The 16,741-nt window shown below is 69.9% G+C and carries 15 protein-coding genes; 2 read left to right on the top strand and 13 right to left on the bottom strand.

All coding sequences use genetic code 11. The features are described 5' to 3' along the window. Entirely contained in the window at positions 1 to 1,674 is a 1,674-nt protein-coding gene (locus ACPPVX_RS00880) for an NAD(P)/FAD-dependent oxidoreductase (RefSeq protein ID WP_426572993.1), read from the bottom strand. A 105-nt stretch (positions 1,675 to 1,779) separates the two neighbouring features. On the opposite strand from ACPPVX_RS00880, the gene ACPPVX_RS00875 reads away from it, so the two are divergent. Next, the gene (locus ACPPVX_RS00875; RefSeq protein WP_426572992.1) at positions 1,780 to 3,066 is read left to right on the top strand and encodes an acyltransferase family protein; all 1,287 of its coding nucleotides are present in this window, start codon (positions 1,780 to 1,782) and stop codon (positions 3,064 to 3,066) included. Between the two features lie 9 nt (positions 3,067 to 3,075). On the opposite strand, the gene ACPPVX_RS00870 is transcribed toward ACPPVX_RS00875, so the two are convergent. From ACPPVX_RS00870 to ACPPVX_RS00850, 5 genes are all read right to left on the bottom strand, one after another. After that, positions 3,076 to 3,279: a hypothetical protein gene (locus ACPPVX_RS00870; protein WP_426572991.1), complete on the bottom strand. Its 204-nt coding sequence runs from the start codon at positions 3,277 to 3,279 to the stop codon at positions 3,076 to 3,078. A 38-nt stretch (positions 3,280 to 3,317) separates the two neighbouring features. After that, complete coding sequence (locus ACPPVX_RS00865; RefSeq protein ID WP_426572990.1) at positions 3,318 to 3,554, bottom strand: hypothetical protein; 237 nt, start codon at positions 3,552 to 3,554, stop codon at positions 3,318 to 3,320. Between the two features lie 95 nt (positions 3,555 to 3,649). Further along, positions 3,650 to 4,546, bottom strand: a complete 897-nt coding sequence (locus ACPPVX_RS00860) for a DNA-3-methyladenine glycosylase family protein (protein ID WP_426572989.1) — start codon at positions 4,544 to 4,546, stop codon at positions 3,650 to 3,652. An 80-nt stretch (positions 4,547 to 4,626) separates the two neighbouring features. Next, entirely contained in the window at positions 4,627 to 6,273 is a 1,647-nt protein-coding gene (locus ACPPVX_RS00855; RefSeq protein WP_426572988.1) for an AMP-binding protein, read from the bottom strand. Positions 6,274 to 6,282: 9 nt separating this feature from the next. Further along, positions 6,283 to 6,804 (bottom strand): peptidylprolyl isomerase, encoded by a 522-nt coding sequence (locus ACPPVX_RS00850; protein ID WP_426572987.1) that lies wholly within the window; start codon positions 6,802 to 6,804, stop codon positions 6,283 to 6,285. 58 nt (positions 6,805 to 6,862) lie between these two features. Between ACPPVX_RS00850 and ACPPVX_RS00845 the strand changes: the two genes are divergently transcribed. Then, positions 6,863 to 7,504, top strand: a complete 642-nt coding sequence (locus ACPPVX_RS00845) for a TIGR03085 family metal-binding protein (RefSeq protein WP_426572986.1) — start codon at positions 6,863 to 6,865, stop codon at positions 7,502 to 7,504. Positions 7,505 to 7,514: 10 nt separating this feature from the next. Here ACPPVX_RS00845 and ACPPVX_RS00840 read toward each other — a convergent pair whose 3' ends face one another. The 7 genes from ACPPVX_RS00840 to ACPPVX_RS00810 all read right to left on the bottom strand — a co-directional run bounded on the left by ACPPVX_RS00840 (position 7,515) and on the right by ACPPVX_RS00810 (position 15,784). Next, positions 7,515 to 8,036 carry a TetR family transcriptional regulator gene (locus ACPPVX_RS00840; RefSeq protein WP_426572985.1) on the bottom strand — a complete coding sequence of 174 codons (522 nt, stop codon included), beginning with the start codon at positions 8,034 to 8,036 and terminating at the stop codon, positions 7,515 to 7,517. 47 nt (positions 8,037 to 8,083) lie between these two features. Then, positions 8,084 to 9,127, bottom strand: coding sequence for an ABC transporter ATP-binding protein (locus ACPPVX_RS00835; protein ID WP_426572984.1), 1,044 nt, complete (start codon positions 9,125 to 9,127; stop codon positions 8,084 to 8,086). Beyond that, positions 9,127 to 10,254 (bottom strand): ABC transporter ATP-binding protein, encoded by a 1,128-nt coding sequence (locus ACPPVX_RS00830; protein ID WP_426572983.1) that lies wholly within the window; start codon positions 10,252 to 10,254, stop codon positions 9,127 to 9,129. The genes ACPPVX_RS00835 and ACPPVX_RS00830 overlap by 1 nt, the downstream gene beginning before the upstream one ends. Further along, entirely contained in the window at positions 10,251 to 11,171 is a 921-nt protein-coding gene (locus ACPPVX_RS00825) for an ABC transporter permease (RefSeq protein WP_426572982.1), read from the bottom strand. Before ACPPVX_RS00825 ends, ACPPVX_RS00830 begins: the two co-directional genes overlap by 4 nt. Next, positions 11,168 to 12,121: an ABC transporter permease gene (locus ACPPVX_RS00820; RefSeq protein ID WP_426572981.1), complete on the bottom strand. Its 954-nt coding sequence runs from the start codon at positions 12,119 to 12,121 to the stop codon at positions 11,168 to 11,170. The genes ACPPVX_RS00825 and ACPPVX_RS00820 overlap by 4 nt, the downstream gene beginning before the upstream one ends. A 79-nt stretch (positions 12,122 to 12,200) precedes the next feature. Continuing rightward, positions 12,201 to 13,910: an ABC transporter substrate-binding protein gene (locus ACPPVX_RS00815; protein WP_426572980.1), complete on the bottom strand. Its 1,710-nt coding sequence runs from the start codon at positions 13,908 to 13,910 to the stop codon at positions 12,201 to 12,203. Between the two features lie 173 nt (positions 13,911 to 14,083). Beyond that, a complete protein-coding gene (locus tag ACPPVX_RS00810; RefSeq protein WP_426572979.1) occupies positions 14,084 to 15,784 on the bottom strand; it encodes an ABC transporter substrate-binding protein in 1,701 nt (566 codons plus the stop codon). Positions 15,785 to 16,741 lie beyond the last annotated feature (957 nt).

Genomic DNA, 16,741 nt, shown 5'->3' with positions numbered 1-16,741 from the left:
TCAGACCCCGGTCTCGCCCTCGATCTCGGTGCCGGCGTCGTGGTCCATGGCGGCCAGATCATCGGGGATCGTGGTGGCCGGCTTGTGGGCGTCGATGACGTCGCGCTTGATCACGGGAGCGTCACGGCCGGTGCCGTGCGAGCCGGGGGCCCGGCCCTCCTTCTCGGCGATGAACTTCTCCTTCACCGACGAGGTGGCCTCCTCGTGGTACTCCTCCTCCACGTTCACCTCCCACACGTCGTGGGTGGTGCCGGTGGCGATGTTCTCGACCGTGAGCATGGCCGTGAACATGGAGTGGTCCTGGTTGTTGTACCGGAACATGCCGTTGCGGCCCACGGGGTGGACGTTGCTGGCGTGCTCGGCCAACCAGCCGCGCAGGATGTCGACGTTGGCTCGGTAGCGGTCGTCGTAGATCGGGTACGCCTTGGCCTGGCGGACCACCCAGCCGCCTTCGATCTGGCCGGCCTTGCAGAGCCCGAGCTGCTCGAGCTCCTTCTTGGCCCGCTCGATCAGCCAGTCGTCGTCGGCGTTCCACTCGTCGTCGCCCTCCCAGACCGTGTACTCCAGGCCGAGGGTGTTGCGCCCCTCCTTGACCATGTACGGGGACCAGGAGCCGAAGTTCTGGATGCGCATGGTGCGCACCTTGGGGTCGTGGATGTAGATCCAGTTGTCGTCGAAGCCGATGAGCTCCTCGGGCATGGCCAGCGCCACGATCATGTAGTCGCGGTAGCGCAGGTCGGCGGCGGCCGCCTTGACCTCGGGCGCCACCGGCGGGTCCATGGCCTCGAGCAGGTGGGAGATGGGCATCGAGGAGATGACCTCGGTGGCCGGGTACTCGGTGGTGCCGCCGCCCTTGTGGGTGGCGACGACGCTGGTGGCCTTGCCGTCCGAGTGGCTGATCTTGGTGACGGAGGTCTCCATGACCACCTTGGAGCCCTGCGCCGTGACCTTGTCGCGGCAGACCTCCCACATCATCCCGGGCCCGTACTTGGGGTACTGGAACTCCTCGATGAGCGAGGTGATGTCCTTCTGGTTCTTCCGGGGCAGCAGGGCGTTGACGATGGCGTTGCCGAGCGAGAGGCCCTTCACGCGCTGAGCGGCCCAGTCGGCGGGCATCTCGCTCACGGGCACGCCCCACAGCTTCTCGGTGTAGGTCTTGAAGAAGGTGCGGTACAGGCGCCAGCCGAACCGGGCGACCAGCCAGCCCTCGTAGTTGGTCTGGTCCTTCGGCGGACGGACGCGGGCCCAGCCGTACGAGAACACGCACAGGACGGCCTCGAGGATGCCGAGGTTCTTGAGGGCGTTGGTGGCCTTGAGCGGGTAGTCGAAGTACTTGCCGTTGTAGAAGATGCGGCTCTTGCGCGGTCGCATCAGGAAGTCCTCGTCGGGGAGGATCTCGTGCCAGAGGTCCTCGACCGGCTGCACCTTGGTGAAGAAGCGGTGGCCGCCGATGTCGAAGCGCCAGCCCTCGCGCTGGGCGGTCCGGGAGATGCCGCCCACCATGTCGTCGGCCTCGATGATCGTGGAGGCGACGCCGTGCTTGTGGAACTGGAACGCTGCGGTGAGCCCGGCCGGGCCGGCCCCGATGACGACGACATCGTGCTCGGAGGAGGTGGGATCGACGGCGGGGCCCTCGCCCTGCGTGTCGGGGGTGTCGGCGACTGGGTCGGACATGGAGGAGGAACCGTCCTGGAGGGTGGGCGTGGAAGAATCGGGGGTGTGACCACACCGACCGCAGGCACCGGGGCGACCCCCGACGTTCTCCGGGGTGGGGGCTCGATGACCGAGGCCGTGAGGGCACACGACGGCACCGAAACTACCGGACCCGCCGTGGAGCGGGCGCATTTCGGCGGGTTCGAGATCCTACGGGCGATGGCGGCCCTGATGGTGGTCGTGCACCACGCCGGCTCCTACGCCGGACCGGCCCGGACGGGCCACCTGTACACCCTGACCTCGGTCATGGACAGCGGCGTGGCCGTGTTCTTCGTGCTGTCGGGCTTCTTGATCTACCGCCCGTTCGTGGCCGCGCACGTCGCCGGCCGACCAGCCCAGCGCACGCTCAGCTTCTGGTGGCGGCGGGTGCTGCGCATCGTGCCGGCGTACTGGGTGGCGCTCACCTTCTTCTGGCTGCTCGGCGCCTACACGTTCGGTCACGACTGGTGGAAGTACTACCTGTTCCTGCAGATCTACTCCCGCTACACGATCCTCGGCGGCATCGTCCAGGCCTGGAGCCTGTGCACGGAGATGACCTTCTACCTGCTCATCCCCGTGTGGGCGGTCGCCATCGGCCTGGTGGCCCGCCGGGCACCGAGCGCCCGGGCCCGGGCCCTGTGGCACCTCGTGGGCTGCGCGGGGCTCTGGCTCCTGGGTCTGGCCGCTCGCGTCGCCATCGATGTGTGGTGGCCGTCGCAGCGAGCCATCGCCTTCACCTGGCTGCCCACCAACCTCGACCTGTTCGCCACCGGCATGGCCCTGGCCGCGGTGTCGGTGTGGGCGGCCAACGATGCGGGGCTGCGGGCGCGCCTCGACCGGATCGCTTCGTGGGCCGAGCCGTGGTGGGCCGCCGCCGTGCTGCTCTTCCTCTGGTACGCCTACCGCGTGGGGCCCGTCAGCTTCGAGACCGGCTACACCGGCTGGTTCTGGCACCGCCGCCAGATCACCCTGGGCCTGTTCACGGTGCTCTTGATGGTGCCGGCCGTGTTCGGCGCCCAGGACCGCGGGCCGGTGCGCCGCACCTGGTCGTGGCGCCCGATCGTGTGGATCGGCTCGGTGTCCTACGGCATCTACCTCTGGCACTTCGACTGGATGAAGCGCTCGATCCAGAGCTTCGGTGCGTTCGGTGAGGAGAAGTGGCCCGGCTGGGTGCACACCCCTCCCGGGAACAGCAACTTCTGGTACCTGCTCACCGTCGGGCTGGTGTTCGGCGCCGCGTTCGCCGCCGCCAGCTGGTACCTGCTCGAGCGCCCGCTCCAGCGCTTCAAGTCGCTGGTGGGCGGGCCGTCGCGCCGTCCGGGCCCGCCGCCTCCCGCAGGGATCCGCGAGCAGGCCGACCAGGCCAAGGCCTGATCGGGCCGGTCAGTCCTTGCTGGCCACCGCGTTCGGCGTGACGTTCATCTTCGGCACGTACTCGGTGTCGACCGTGCGGGCGGCGCCGGCGACGACGGCGCGGAGCTCCTGCCGGCAGGGGGTGCACGGTCCGTACCAGGCCTCGGTGACCTCGAGCTCGCAGCGGGGGCAGGCGAACGTCTGCTCGGTGGGGACGGGATCGGCGAGCGACATGCGGTCAGTATCGCGGAGGCGGTGGGCTCGGCGCGGGACTACGCGCTGCGCAGGTCGGTGACCACCGAGGGCGCCGCCACCGCGGCCTCCACCCGTCGGATGGCGATGATCTCGGTGGTGCGGAAGCTGGCCATGCGGGTGCTCCAGGTGTCGACCACCTGGCGCCCGGAGCCGGTCCGGAAGAACGTGGTCATCTGGCCTTCCTGCTGATACGCGTCGGCGTCATCGATCTCCTCGGTGCTGCGGTCCTTGAGGGTGATGCGGTAGCTCGACATGGGTCCTCCTCCGGCGTCGTCACGTCACGGTACGACGGACGCCGTGTGGGGAGGAAGGGGCGCAAGCCTGTGGATTGGAGAAGTTGTCCACAGGCTCACTGGTCGCGGATGTCTCGAGGCGCGTAGCGGGGGCCGTGGCGAGGCGCCGCGATGCCCGCGGCGCCGATGAGGCGGACCACCCGGCCTCGGTGGCCGGCGAACGGCTCCAGCGCCTCGAGCATCACGTCGTCGTCGTCGATGGCCTCGCCGAGCAGCGCGAACGTGACACCCGCCGGCAGGTGGACGTCGCCGATCGGGACCGCATCGGCGTCGCCGAGCGCCACCAGCGCCACCTCGGCGGCGCTCCACGGGCCGACGCCCTGGATCTGGACCAACCGCTGGTGGGCCTCCGCCGGGGGCAGGGCGACCAGGGCCTCGAGCCGGCGCGTGGACGCCGCCACCCGACGGACCGTGTCGGCCCGCTTGCGCTCGACCCCGACGACGTGGAGGTCGTAGTAGGCGATGTTGGCGAGGACCTCGGGGTCGATCGGGAGCAGGAGCTCGGTGGGGCCCGGTGCGGGCTCGCTCCACCGGGTGACGATCTGGCTCTGGGCCCGCCGCGCCTCGAACGTGGTGACGCGCTGCTCGAGCACGACGTTGACGAGCGTCTCGGTGACGGCGCCGGACCGAGGGACGCGGACACCCGACAGGTCTCGCCACAGGCGCTCCACCAGCGGGTGCTCGGGATGGAAGTCGGACGAGTCGTCGTGGCAGCCGATGAGGCTCGGGACGGCATCGAGGGCCGCCTCGGCGCCGGGGCCCCAGGCCTCGGCCTCGACCCGGTCGTCGTGGGCGACCAGGTGGAGGGTCACCGGACCCGCCGGGCTGCGGGAGGCCCGCCAGATCCCGGTGCCGTCGATGCGGCAGGTGGGATCGTGGCGACCCCGCCGGATCCCGAAGAACGTGCGCGGCAGGTCGATCGGGAAGGGGAGGGGGACGGTTCGCTCGGACATGACGGGGATCGACCGGCGAACGCGTGTTCCCCGGTGGAGGGACCGTAGCGGCGGTTCGCACGCGACCGCCACCCCACCTCCTAGGTCTGCGTGCCGGCCTCGACGGCCAGCTGGCGGGCCCAGCCGTAGTCGGGCTTGCCCGAGGGCGATCGCGAGATGCGATCGGCGAGGATCAGCGCCTTCGGGAGCTTGTAGCGGGCGAGGTGGGCGCCACCGACCTCTCGGAGCTCGGCGAGGGTCACCGTGGCGCCCGGCGTGGGCGTCACGACGGCGACCACCTCTTGACCCCATTGCGCGCTGGGCCGCCCGACCACGAGCACGTCGTAGACGCCCGGGTGGTGCTTGAGCACCTGCTCGACCTCTTCGGCGAACACCTTCTCGCCCCCGGTGTTGATGGTGACCGACTCGCGGCCGTGCAGCTCGACGGTGCCATCGGCCCGAAGCGCCGCTCGATCGCCGGGGACCGACCACCGCTCCCCGTCGATCACGGGGAAGGTGGCCCGGGTCTTGGCCTCGTCGCCGAGGTAGCCGCGCGGGATGCGGCCGCCCTGGGCCAGCCACCCGATCTCGGGCTCGCCCGGTGCCAGGCGGCGGGTGAGGTCGTCGTCGAGCACGGCGGCGGTGTCGGAGGGCGCGAACCGGGTGGGCCCGATCTCGTCGCTGGCCACCGTGGACGCCACCGCCTGGCGGCCCGACTCCGAGGAGCCCAGGACATCGACGATCCGCACCGCAGGGAGGAGGTCGAGCAGCTCGCGCCGCAGCGCCGGCGACAAGATGGCGCCGCCCGTGAGCACGAAGCGCAGGTTCGACAGGTCTCGCGCCCGGCGCCGCTGCTCGTCGATGAGGGGGCGGGCGAACGCATCGCCCACGATCAGCAGCGAGGTGACTCGGTGCCGCTCGCAGGTGTCGAGGATGTCGGCCGGGTCCATGCGGTCGACCTGGTCCTGCACCACGATGGTGCCACCGCTGATCCAGGTGCTGAGGGCGTTCCACATCGCCGCACCGTGCATGAGCGGCGGGGCCGGCAGCGTGGCGAGGTTGCGGCGCACGGCGGGCTCGACGAGCTCCTTCATCGCCTCGTAGTCGGAGCCGTCCTTGCGGCGGACCCCGAGTGCGGCCACCAGGAAGTCGGCCTGGCGCCACAGCACCCCCTTCGGGTTGCCGGTGGTGCCGCCGGTGTAGAGCACGTAGAGGTCGTCGGGCGAGGTGGTGACGGCCGGGGGCTCCGGGGAGGCGGCAGCGAGGGCGGCGTCGTAGTCGAGGGCGCCGGGGAGCAGCTCGTCGCCCGAGCCGTCGTCGACCCGCAGCAGCAGCGGCTGCTGGGGGAGGCGGGGGAGCACGTCGGCCAGCGTGGAGGCGAAGCAGCCCTGGTAGACGATGGCGGCCGCGGATGAGTCGAGGAAGAGGTACGCCAGCTCGTCGGCCACGTAGCGGTAGTTGACGTTGAACGCGGCGGCACCGGCCTTGGCCGCGCCGAGCTGCGCTTCCAGGTAGGCGTTGCCGTTGTGCAGGTAGAGGGCCACGTGGTCGTGCGGCGACTCCCACCCGGTGCACTCCGCCAACGTGCGGCGGCGGCCGATGCCGTGCGAGAGCAGCACGTTGGCGATCCGTCGCGTGCGCTCGGTGACCTGGTCCCAGCTCCAGGTCTGGTCGCGCCAGACCAGGCAGGGCCGGTCACCGAGCTCCGCAGCGAGGGCCTCGTGGATGGCTGCGAGATCGAGCTCCACGAGGCGGGATCAGTCGTCGATGGTGACGCTGTTGATCACCACGTCGTTGACGGGGCGGTCGCCCCGGCCCACCGGCGTGGAGGCGATGGCATCGACCACGGCGCGGCTCTCGGCATCGGCCACCTCGCCGAAGATGGCGTGCTTGCCGACCAGGTGCGGCGTGGGGCCGACCGTGATGAAGAACTGCGAGCCGTTGGTGCCCTTGCCGCCCCGGGAGCCGGCGTTGGCCATGGCCAGCTTGTAGGGCTGGTTGAAGTCGAGGCCGGGGGCGATCTCGTCATCGAAGTTGTAGCCGGGGCCGCCGGTGCCGCTGCCGGTCGGGCAGCCGCCCTGGATCATGAAGCCGGAGATGACGCGGTGGAAGATCAGGCCGTCGTAGAAGGGCTCGGTGCGGTCCTGGCCGATCTCCTGGTCGCGCCAGGACGGCTCGCCCTTGGCGAGGCTGACGAAGCTGCCCACGGTCTTGGGGGCCTTGTCGTCGAAGAGGGTGATCCGGATGTCTCCGGCGTTGGTGTGGAGGGTTGCCTGCATGTCCGGCATCCTGCCACGTCTGCTCTCCCGGTCCCACTGGACCGGTACGGTCCAGGCCATGGCCATCGATCTCGACCTGCGCGAGCGCTCCGAGCTGTGCGACCTCTTCACGGAGCTCGGGCCCGATGCGCCCACCCTCTCGGGCGAGTGGACCACCGCCGACCTGGCGGCGCACCTGGTGGTCCGAGAGCGCGACCTGATCGGCTCGGCGGGGATCATGGTGCCGTGGTTCGCGGGCTTCACCGAGTCGCGGATGGAGGCCCAGCTGCGCCGCCACGGCTACCAGGGGCTGGTCGACCTCATCCGCTCGGGCCCGCCGTTCGGGCCGATGAAGATCGCTGCGGTCCGCCGCTTCGCCAACCTGGTCGAGTTCTACGTCCATCACGAGGACGTCCGGCGGGCCGATGGGCGCGAGCCGCGCACCGATCGGCCCGACCTCGACGACGCCCTCTGGGGGATGCTCACGAAGATGGCGCCGCTGATGGTCCGCAAGGCCGGCGTCAAGGGCGTCGAGCTGGCGCTGGTCCGCGACGACGGCTCCGAGCGCCGGACGGGGAGCGGTCCCGATCAGGTCTCGATCGTCGGGCCGGCGGGCGAGCTGGTGCTCGAGCTGTACGGCCGGCGGAGCGCGGCTCGGGTCGTCTACGACGGCCCCGACGCCGCCGTCGCCCGGGTGAAGCAGGCCGACTTCGGCATCTGACCGGGCTGCGTCAGAGGGCGGGGTCGACCAGCAGGGGGGCCAGCGCCGCCTCCACCCGGTCGGGGTCGACCCCTCGGTTCACCCACGAGCCGACACCGCCCAGCACCGCGCCCACCACGATCTGCCCGCGGAGGTCGTCATCGGCCCCCTCGCCGGCCAGCTGCGCCGCCCACCGGCCCCGCACCCCGTGCAGGGCGGGGTGGTCGAACCCCCCGCTGGCGCCGAGCACGCCCCAAGCGTCCTGCTCGGCCTCCACGAACGCGAACACCCCCTGCACGACGGCCCGCAGCCGGGCCCGGGGGGTGGTGGCGCGGCGCAGGCCGTGACCGACCCACGTGTCGAGCCGGCCGACGATCTGCACCTGCACCGCGTCGATGAGGCCGCGCCGATCGCCCAGGTAGGTGTGCACGAGCGCGCGGGACACGCCGGCCGCCGTGGCCACCTGATCGAACGTGACGAGCAGCGGATCGTGCTCGGCCAGGAGCGACTCCGCGGCGTCGGCGATGAGGCCCCGCCGGGTGTCAGGGTCCAACCGTGGTGCCCGAGCACGCCGGCCGGGCGACGACGACGGGGGAGTGGTCAGGCGTTGGCCCCGGTGAGGGTGACCGAGGTGAGCGTCTCGCCCGGCTCCATCGGGTGGTGGCAGGCCACGTAGTGGTCGCCTTCGCCCTCGACCTTGCGCATCACCGGCACCTCCTCGACGCACTGGGCATCGGCCTTGGGGCAACGGGTGCGGAAGCGGCAGCCCGACGGCGGCGACAGCGGCGAGGGGATCTCGCCGCCGAGCGTGGTGCGGGCATCGGGCCGCACCGACGGGTCGGGGACCGGGATCGCGCTCAGCAGGGCCGTGGTGTACGGGTGTGCTGGTGCGGCGTACAGGAGGTCGGGATCGCCGACCTCGCACAGCCGGCCGAGGTACATCACCGCCACGCGGTCACTGATGTTCTTCACCACGGCGAGGTCGTGGGCGATGAACAAGAGGGTGAGCCGGTAGCGCTCCTTCATGTCCTCGAGCAGGTTCAGGATCTGCGCCTGCACCGACACGTCGAGGGCCGAGACCGGCTCGTCGCACACGATCAGCCGGGGCTCGGTGACCACGGCCCGCGCGATCGAGATGCGCTGGCACTGGCCGCCGGAGAACTGGTGAGGGCGCCGCCCGCGTGCCACCGCCGGGTCGAGTCCGACCGTGAGCAGCATCTCGTCGACCTTGGTGGCGCGGTCCTGCTTGGAGCCGGACTTCCAGATGTTGAGGCCCTCGGACACGATGTCTTCGACCTTGCGGCGGGGGTTCAGCGACGAGATCGGGTCCTGGAAGATCATCTGGAGCTGGGTGCGCAGCTCGCGCAGCTCCTTGCCCTCGACCGCGGCCAGGTCCCTGCCGTCGAACAGCACCTTGCCGCTCGTTGGCGTGGGCAGCTGCATGATCGCCTTGCCGGTGGTGGACTTGCCGCAGCCCGACTCGCCCACGAGGCCGAGCGTCTCGCCCTCGAGCACATCGAGGCTCACGTCGGTCACGGCGTGGACGACGTTCTTCTTGCCCGTCTTGAACTCGACGACCAGGTTCTCGACGCGCAGCAGGGGCTCGCCCTCGGCACGCAGGTGGGCATCGCCGACGCCGGCCATCAGCTGGCTCCTTCAGGATCGGGTTCGAAGACGACGTCGTCGCCCGCGGCGTGGTCGAGCTGGGTGTCGGCGAGGGCCTCGTGGCGGGGCTGCTCGGCGGCGGTTCCGACCGGGAAGTGGCACGCCACCAGGTGCGTGGCGTCATCGGGGTCGGGCAGCAGGGCAGGGGCCTCGTCGCGGCACCGGTCCTGCGCGTAGCGGCAGCGCTGGGCGAACGGGCAGCCCTGCGGCAGGTTCACGAGGTCTGGCGGGCGTCCGCCGATGGCCTCGAGCTTGGTGTGCTTGGCCATCTCCAGCTTGGGGATCGACTGGAGCAGCGCCTCGGTGTAGGGGTGGCGCACGCTGGCGAACAGCGCCTTGGCCGACGCCTGCTCGACGATCTCGCCGGCGTACATGACCGCGATGTCGTGGGCGCGGCCCGCCACCACGCCGAGATCGTGGGTGACCAGGATCATCGCCATCTGGCGGTCGGTCTGCAGGTGCTGGAGCAGGTCGAGGATCTGCGCCTGCACCGTGACGTCGAGGGCCGTGGTGGGCTCGTCGGCGAAGAGCATCTTGGGACCGCACGCCAGGGCGATGGCGATCATGATGCGCTGGCGCATGCCGCCCGACATCTCGTGGGGGTACATGCGCAGGCGGCGGGCCGGCTCGGGGATGCCCACCGAGGTGAGCAGCGCGAGGGCCGTGTCCTTGGCCTGCTGCTTGCTGAGGTCTAGGTGCTCGTGGAGCGACTCGGTGATCTGGCGCTCGACGCGCAGCACCGGGTTGAGGGCGGTCATCGGGTCCTGGAAGACCATCGCCATCTCGTCGCCCCAGTAGTTCCGCATGGTGCTCGGGCTGGCGTTGAGGATCTCGGTGCCGTCGTAGACGACGCTGCCCGTGCGGGTGGCGTTGCTCGGCATGAGGCCCATGATCGACCGGGACAGGACCGACTTGCCCGAGCCGGACTCGCCCACGATGCCGAGGGTGCGGCCGCGCTGGAGCGAGAGGCTGACGCCCCGAACCGCTCGGACCGTGCCCCGGTCCGAGGTGAACGAGGTGTGGAGGTCCGTGACCTGGAGCAGCGGAGCGCCGGCCGCGGTGGGCGCGGCTTGGGGCTCGGTGGTGGTGGTGGGGGCGTCGGTCACAGTGCGCTCTCCCGGACGTCGAAGCGCTCCCGCATCACGTCGCCCAGGAAGTTGAGCGATGCGGCGGTGGCGAACACGGCGAAGATCGGGATCCACACGATGAACGGTGCGGTCTGCAGCTCCGATTGGCCGCTGGCGATCATGGTGCCCCAGGTGGCCTGGGGCGGCTCGACGCTGGCGCCGAGGATGGCCAGGCCGCCCTCGGCGACGATGGCGACGGCCATGCCGAGCAGGGCGATCGACACCATGGCGGGGAGCACGTTGGGCAGGACCTCGCGGACGAGGATGCGCCAGTGCGTGGCGCCCTGGGCTCTGGCGGCCAGCACGAACTCCCGCTGGGACCAACTCAAGGTGGAGGCGCGCGTGATCCGTGCCAACAGGGGGATGGACACGATGCCGAGGGCGATGATCAACGTGAGCTCGACCGGCAGCTTGAACCCGTCGTCGCTGGTGGGGTCGCCCTTGAGGACGGCCACCAGCGAGAGCGCGAGCACGAGCTGGGGGATGGCGAGCAGGATGTCGAACAGGCTCACGAGGGCGTTGCCCGCCCAGTTGCGGAAGTAGCCGGCGAGCAGTCCGAGGAACCCGCCGATCACGAAGCCGATCATCACGGCGGCGAAGGCGATCACGAGCGAGACCCTGGCGCCGTAGATGGTGCGGGCCAGGAGGTCTCGGCCGTTGGCGTCGGCGCCGAGGATCGGGCCCGTGCCCTGCAGGGGCGCGAACCGCTTCGGCGCCACCTGGGCGTTGGGATCGTCCAACGGGAGGATCGGGGCGAGGATGGCCGACCCGATGATCAGGATCAGCCAGCCGGCCGCGAGCCAGCCGGTGAACCCGAGGCCCTTCTTCTTCGTGACGTGCACGTCGACGGGGGAGGCCTCGGTGGAGACCGCAGGTTCAGCGACGATGGTGGTCATGAGCGACGCTCCCGGATGCGGGGATCGAGCACGGTGTACAGGTAGTCGATCAGGAAGTTCATCAGCACGAAGAAGATGGCGATGAGCGCCACCGAGCTCTGCAGGGCGACGTACTGGCGGGAGGCGACCGCGGTACCGATGAGCGTGCCCATGCCCGGGATGCGCAGGAGGTACTCGACCACCAGCGCGCCGCCGATGAGCGTGCCGATGCTGAGGCCCGCCACCGTGAGCAGCGTGAGGCTGGAGGGTCGCAGCGCGTGGCGCCACAGCACCCGGCGGTTCGAGATCCCCTTGGCCTTGGCCATGAGGATGAAGTCCTCCTGGAGCGTGGTGACGAGGTCGGAGCGCAGCAGCCGCATGTACACGGCGATCTGGCCGAGCGACAGGGCGAGGACCGGGACGGCCATCGATCGGAAGTGCTGGCCGAGGCCTTGTGACGGCGACGTGTAGCCATCGGTGGGCACCAAGCTCATCTTCACGCCGAAGATGTAGGTGGCTATGAGCGCGACCGCGAAGCCCGGGAGCGAGATGCACCCGAACGCGCCCGCGTTGAAGAGCTTGTCCGCCCTGCTGCCGGATCGGTAGGCGGCCCAGACCGCCAGGGGTATGGCGATGCCGAGCGAGACGATCTGCACGTACAGGATCAGCAGCGCCGAGATCGGGAGGGCCCGGCCGATCTGGGTGCGCACCGGGTTGGTGCCGGTGGACGTGTAGTAGTTGCCCATGTCGCCACGGACGAAGTCCTTCGCCCAGTAGCCCCACTGGATGAAGATCGAGCGGTCGAGGTGGTTGTCCTCGCGGAACTGCTCGCGCTGGTGGCCCGTGCTGTCGAACGGGATCACCAGGACCTCCGGCTTCCCGGGGACCATCGAGATGAGCAGCACCGTGAAGAACGTGACGCACACGAACACGACGATGAGTTGGAGCAACCGCTTGCCGATCAACAGCATCGGTGTGTGCCTCCCTCAGGCGGATCGTCGGAGGCCCGACGATCCGCCACAGCTGACAACGGACAAGGTGCGGAGCGGATCAGTTGTCGATCCAGAGCCCGAGGAGGGAGTGGCCGGTGGCGAGGCCGGTCCAGGGCTGGAGCGCCGGGTCGGTGGTGGTCTCCTCGCCGGGCTTCGACGGATCGCTGCCGGGCAGCGGCGGGCCGAGGATGTTGTGGACGTTGCTCTTCTCGGCGACGGCCCAAGGGGTGAACCAGGACCACATGTTCCAGACCTGCTTGGCGAACTCGGCGCTCACCTGCTTGTAGATGTCGGCGCGCTTGGCGGCATCGGGCTCGCTGCGGCCTTCGTCCATCAGCTTGTCGATGGTGGCGTCGTTGTAGCCGCCGAAGTTGACCGGGTTGCTCTTGGCGCCGTACCACCACACGTAGTTGATGTCAGGATCGCCACCGGGGTAGTTGCGGAACAGCATCGCCTCGTACTTGTGGCCGATGGCGTCGTTGATGAGCGCCGCCTGGTCCCGCTTGATGATGGTGACCTTGACGCCGATCTGCGCTGCCTTCTGCTGGGTCAGCTCGGCGAGCTGCACCGTGGTGGGATCAGAGGTGGTGGTGAGGGCGAACTCGGCCTTGCCGCCGCTGTCGACGTACTTCTTCACGAGCTCCTTGGCCTTGGCCAGGTTGTACTTCGGGAAGCCGGGGTCTTGGACGTAGGCGACGGAGTCGGTGGCGAAGGGGCCGTTGGCGACGGTGGGCAGGCTGTTGTTCTGGGTCTTGTTGATGTCGACCCGGTCGGTGCCGTACGCCAGCGCCTTGCGCATGTTGATGTCGTCGAACGGAGGCTTCGCGGCGTTGAGCTGCACGAACGACACCTCAGCCCCGTCCTCGGACACGAGCATGTTGATCTTGCCGTTGTTGCGGGCGTCGAGCAGCGTGCCGCCGATCGACTCGGCGTCGGTGGTGTGGATGATGTTGGCGCCGTCGGAGCTCATGAGCGAGTTGATGCGCACGGTGTTGTCGGTCAGCACCCGGAACTCGATCGAGTCGGCGTACGGGTAGGGCTTCCCATCGGGGGCCGTCTGCCAGTAGTCGGGGTTGCGGACGCCCTCGAGCTTGTCGTTGGGGGTCCAGCTCTTGAACTTGAAGGGGCCGGTCCCGACGAGCTTGCGATCGCAGCTCTTGGCGTCGTCGAGCTGCGACTGCGCCATGATCCCCATGCGGCTGGAGCTGTAGAGGAACGCCGGGAAGGCGATCCACGGCACCTTGGTCTGGACCTTCACGACCTGGCCCTCGGACGAGGTGCTCTTGATGTTCTGGAGGACGAAGGTGAACAGCAGGGGGCTGCGGCCGGGGTAGGAGCCCCGGTACGCATCGATGTTGTTCTGGACGACCTTGCCGGTGAGCGGCGTGCCGTCGTGGAACTTGATGCCGTCGCGGACGGTGATGGTCCACTCGGTGTAGTCGGCGTTCGGGGTGACGCTCTTGGCGAGGTACGGCACGTAGTCGCCCTCGGAGTTGGGCACCGTGAGGGTGTCGTAGATGGCCCGCACGACCATCATCCCGGAGATGGCGAGCTGGCCCTCGGGCAGGCAGTAGCCGCCGTTGGTGTCGGCCTCGACGCCGTAGACGATCTTGCCGCCGCGCTTGGGCGTGCCCGCGTCCTTGAGGCCGCTCTCGCCCGCGGACGCGGTGAGGCCCTCTTGCTTGAGGGTCTTCTCCGACTCCTTGTCACTGGCCTTCGTGCCGCCGCACGCGGCGGCGAGGAGGCTGAACGCGAGTGCGGTGGCCACCAGACCACTGACTCGACGTCCCGACGTTCGGCTGACTCGACGCATTGTTTCCCCTGGATGTGCGGTGTAGGTCGGTCGCTGCTCGGTGTGACCCCTGGCAAGCGACGTGACCGCGACCATAGCGGCCGTTTTCGGGTGACGTTGTCGCGCTCGTTGAGCGAATTGCGAGAACGTCAGTTCCGGTCGATCCACACCCCGAGCAGCGAGTGCCCGGTCACCAGCCGCGTCGACGCCGGACCCTGGGAACCGGGCAGATCGGGGCCCAGGACGCCGTGCACGTTCGAGGCTTCCGCGACGGCCCAGGGGGCGTACCAGAGCCACACGTTCCAGGCCTGCTTGGCGAACTCGCGGTTGATGGCCTCGTACGCCTTGCGCCGCACCTCGAGGTCGGGGTTGCTGCGCGCCTTGTCGAGGTTCTGGTTGATCACGGGGTCGTTGAAGCGCCCGAAGTTGACGGGGTTCCCCTCGCCGTACCACCAGATGTAGTCCATGTCGGGGTCTTCACCGGGCTGGTTGCGGAAGGCGGCGAGCTCGTAGTCGCCGGCGATCACGCGAGAGATCAGGTCGCCCTCGGTCTCGATCTCGAGGGTGATCTTGAAGCCTGCGGCCTCGAGCATGTTCTTCTGGATCTGGGCCTGGCGCACCGCCACCGGCCCCGCGGAGGTCAGCAGCGACATCGAGGTGTCCTGATGCGCGGCCTTCATCTTCGCGACCTCGGCCTTGGCGGCGGCCAGGTCGAAGCCCGGGAACCCAGGGTCGTCGAGGTGGCCGAGCACGCCGGGTGCGAACGGTCCGTCGGCGATCGCCGGGAAGTCGCTGTTCGCCTGCTGGTTGAGCGCCTTGCGATCGATCGAGTGGGCGATCGCCAGGCGGGCGTCGCGGTCGCCGAGGGGGGCCTTCGACGAGTTCATCATCAGGTACGAGACCTCGGTGCGGTCCGACGAGACCGTCAGGTTGATGGCCCCGCTGTCGCGCAGCTGGGGGAGCACGCCGGCCATGTCGGCCGAGGTGGAGGTGTGCATCATGTTGATCTCGCCCTGCTCGAGCGCCGCGATGCGGGCGTCGCTGTTCTGCATGGGGCGGAACTCGATCGCGTTGAGGTACGGGTACGGCTTCCCGTCCGGGGCCGTCTGCCAGTACTTGGGGTAGCGGCGGACCTTGAGCGACTCGTCGCGGGTCCACGACACGAACGAGAACGGGCCGGTGCCGATGGGCTTGGTGGAGCAGTCCGTGGGATCGGCGTCGAGCTGCTTCTGCGCCATGATCCCCAGGCGCCCCGAGGCGTACAGGACGGCCGGGAACGCCACCCACGGCTTCTTGGCGGTGACCTGCACGGTGAGCTCGTTGATCGCCTTCACGTCCGCCACGTTCGACATCACGAAGCTGAAGAGCAGCGGGCTGCGCCCGGGGTACGTGCCGCGGTAGGCGTCGAGGTTGTTCTTGACGACCTTGGCGTCGAGGGTCGATCCATCGTGGAACGTGATGCCCGAGCGGAGGGTGATCGTCCACTTCTTGTAGGTGTCGTCGTGGTCGATCGCCTTGGCGAGGTACGGCACGTAGTTGCCCTGGGAGTCGGGCACCGTGAGGGTGTCGTAGATCGACCGGGCCACCTGCATCCCCGAGATGGCCAGCTCTGCCTCCGGGAGGCAGTAGCCCTTGTCGCTGACCTCGGCCTCCAGCCCGTACACCAGCTGGCCGCCGCGCTGCGGCGTGCCGGCCTGGTCGAGGCCGCTCTCGACGACCCCGGGTCCGCCGTCCGCCGTCGAGGCCTTGCCATCGTCGTTGCTCAGCAGGCTGCACGACGTCGCCACCACGGCCAGGCCTGCGATCAGCACGGCGATGCGGTGGTGAGGCCGGATTCGAGACGGTGACATGGTGGTGGCTCCTCGGAGGCCTGAGGGGAGCAGGCCGGTCACGGCGTCCTGTCGGCCCGTGCGCGACGAACTTGAGCCACCGGCAGCAGGCGGCATCCGGGGAGCGAGGCCCGAAAACGGTGGAGGCCCCGAGTAACCGACGGGGTTTCCCTCGCCAGCTCCTCGGGGCCGACCGTGCCAGGCGCCCGGGCCACCTCCCGAAGGCGGCGACCCGACGTTCCCGACGGTGCCTGTCGTGGCCACCGCGACCCGAGGGCCTCGGCGCCGAGCGACCGGCTGCCGGATCCCCTGTCCGTGGGCCCGAAGGCCTCGGTGCCGGGTACCGGCGGTGCCTGCTCTCCATCCCGCTTCCCCGGAGGGTTGCGGGCCGAGTGGCCGGCTGCCGGATCCCCTGTCCGTGGGCCCGAAGGCCTCGGTGCCGGGTACCGGCGGTGCCTGCTCTCCATCCCGCTTCCCCGGAGGGCTGCGGGCCGAGTGGCCGGCGGTGCCCGCTCCTTCGCTCCGGGGCCCGAGGGCTCCGGCGCCAGGTGGCCGGCTGGGCGTCTCCCCGCCACCGCGACCCGAAGGCCTCGGTGCCGGCTCGGCACCCGGATCCGGGTCCCGCTCCCGCCGCCCGGAGGCGACGCTCGCTGGATTCCGCATCCACCAGGAGCCGGTGGCGATTCGACCACCGAACCCACCCTCGTCCGGTCCTCCCAGCAAGCTGGTCGGTCCTTCCGGGGGCTTCCTGCCCGGTGCTCGTACCGCTCCGTGCGGCCTGGCGAGGGACACCATGCGCTGCGGCGCGGACCCTGGTCAAGGACTTTTCTGCCGTCCCCAGGGTTGTCCCCCAACCTTTTCCGTTCTCCCCAGGTTCACCACTGGGTTGCACAGGTCCATGCACAGTCCATCCACAGAACCGAGGGTCTCGTCGGAGTTGCCGCCGGGCGCGCCAGACTGTCCATCCGTCGTCCCGAG

Source organism: Aquihabitans sp. McL0605, from assembly GCF_049993875.1.
Classification (GTDB): Bacteria; Actinomycetota; Acidimicrobiia; order Acidimicrobiales; family Iamiaceae; genus Aquihabitans.
This window is presented reverse-complemented; position numbering and strand designations above follow the sequence as displayed.

Bases quoted from the DNA above. Each gene is read 5' to 3' on its own strand.
- ACPPVX_RS00880 (WP_426572993.1), bottom strand. From the start codon at position 1,674: ATGTCCGACCCAGTCGCCGACACCCCCGACACGCAGGGCGAGGGCCCC.
- ACPPVX_RS00875 (WP_426572992.1), top strand. From the start codon at position 1,780: ATGACCGAGGCCGTGAGGGCACACGACGGCACCGAAACTACCGGACCC.
- ACPPVX_RS00870 (WP_426572991.1), bottom strand. From the start codon at position 3,279: ATGTCGCTCGCCGATCCCGTCCCCACCGAGCAGACGTTCGCCTGCCCC.
- ACPPVX_RS00865 (WP_426572990.1), bottom strand. From the start codon at position 3,554: ATGTCGAGCTACCGCATCACCCTCAAGGACCGCAGCACCGAGGAGATC.
- ACPPVX_RS00860 (WP_426572989.1), bottom strand. From the start codon at position 4,546: ATGTCCGAGCGAACCGTCCCCCTCCCCTTCCCGATCGACCTGCCGCGC.
- ACPPVX_RS00850 (WP_426572987.1), bottom strand. From the start codon at position 6,804: ATGCAGGCAACCCTCCACACCAACGCCGGAGACATCCGGATCACCCTC.
- ACPPVX_RS00845 (WP_426572986.1), top strand. From the start codon at position 6,863: ATGGCCATCGATCTCGACCTGCGCGAGCGCTCCGAGCTGTGCGACCTC.
- ACPPVX_RS00835 (WP_426572984.1), bottom strand. From the start codon at position 9,127: ATGGCCGGCGTCGGCGATGCCCACCTGCGTGCCGAGGGCGAGCCCCTG.
- ACPPVX_RS00825 (WP_426572982.1), bottom strand. From the start codon at position 11,171: ATGACCACCATCGTCGCTGAACCTGCGGTCTCCACCGAGGCCTCCCCC.
- ACPPVX_RS00820 (WP_426572981.1), bottom strand. From the start codon at position 12,121: ATGCTGTTGATCGGCAAGCGGTTGCTCCAACTCATCGTCGTGTTCGTG.
- ACPPVX_RS00810 (WP_426572979.1), bottom strand. From the start codon at position 15,784: ATGTCACCGTCTCGAATCCGGCCTCACCACCGCATCGCCGTGCTGATC.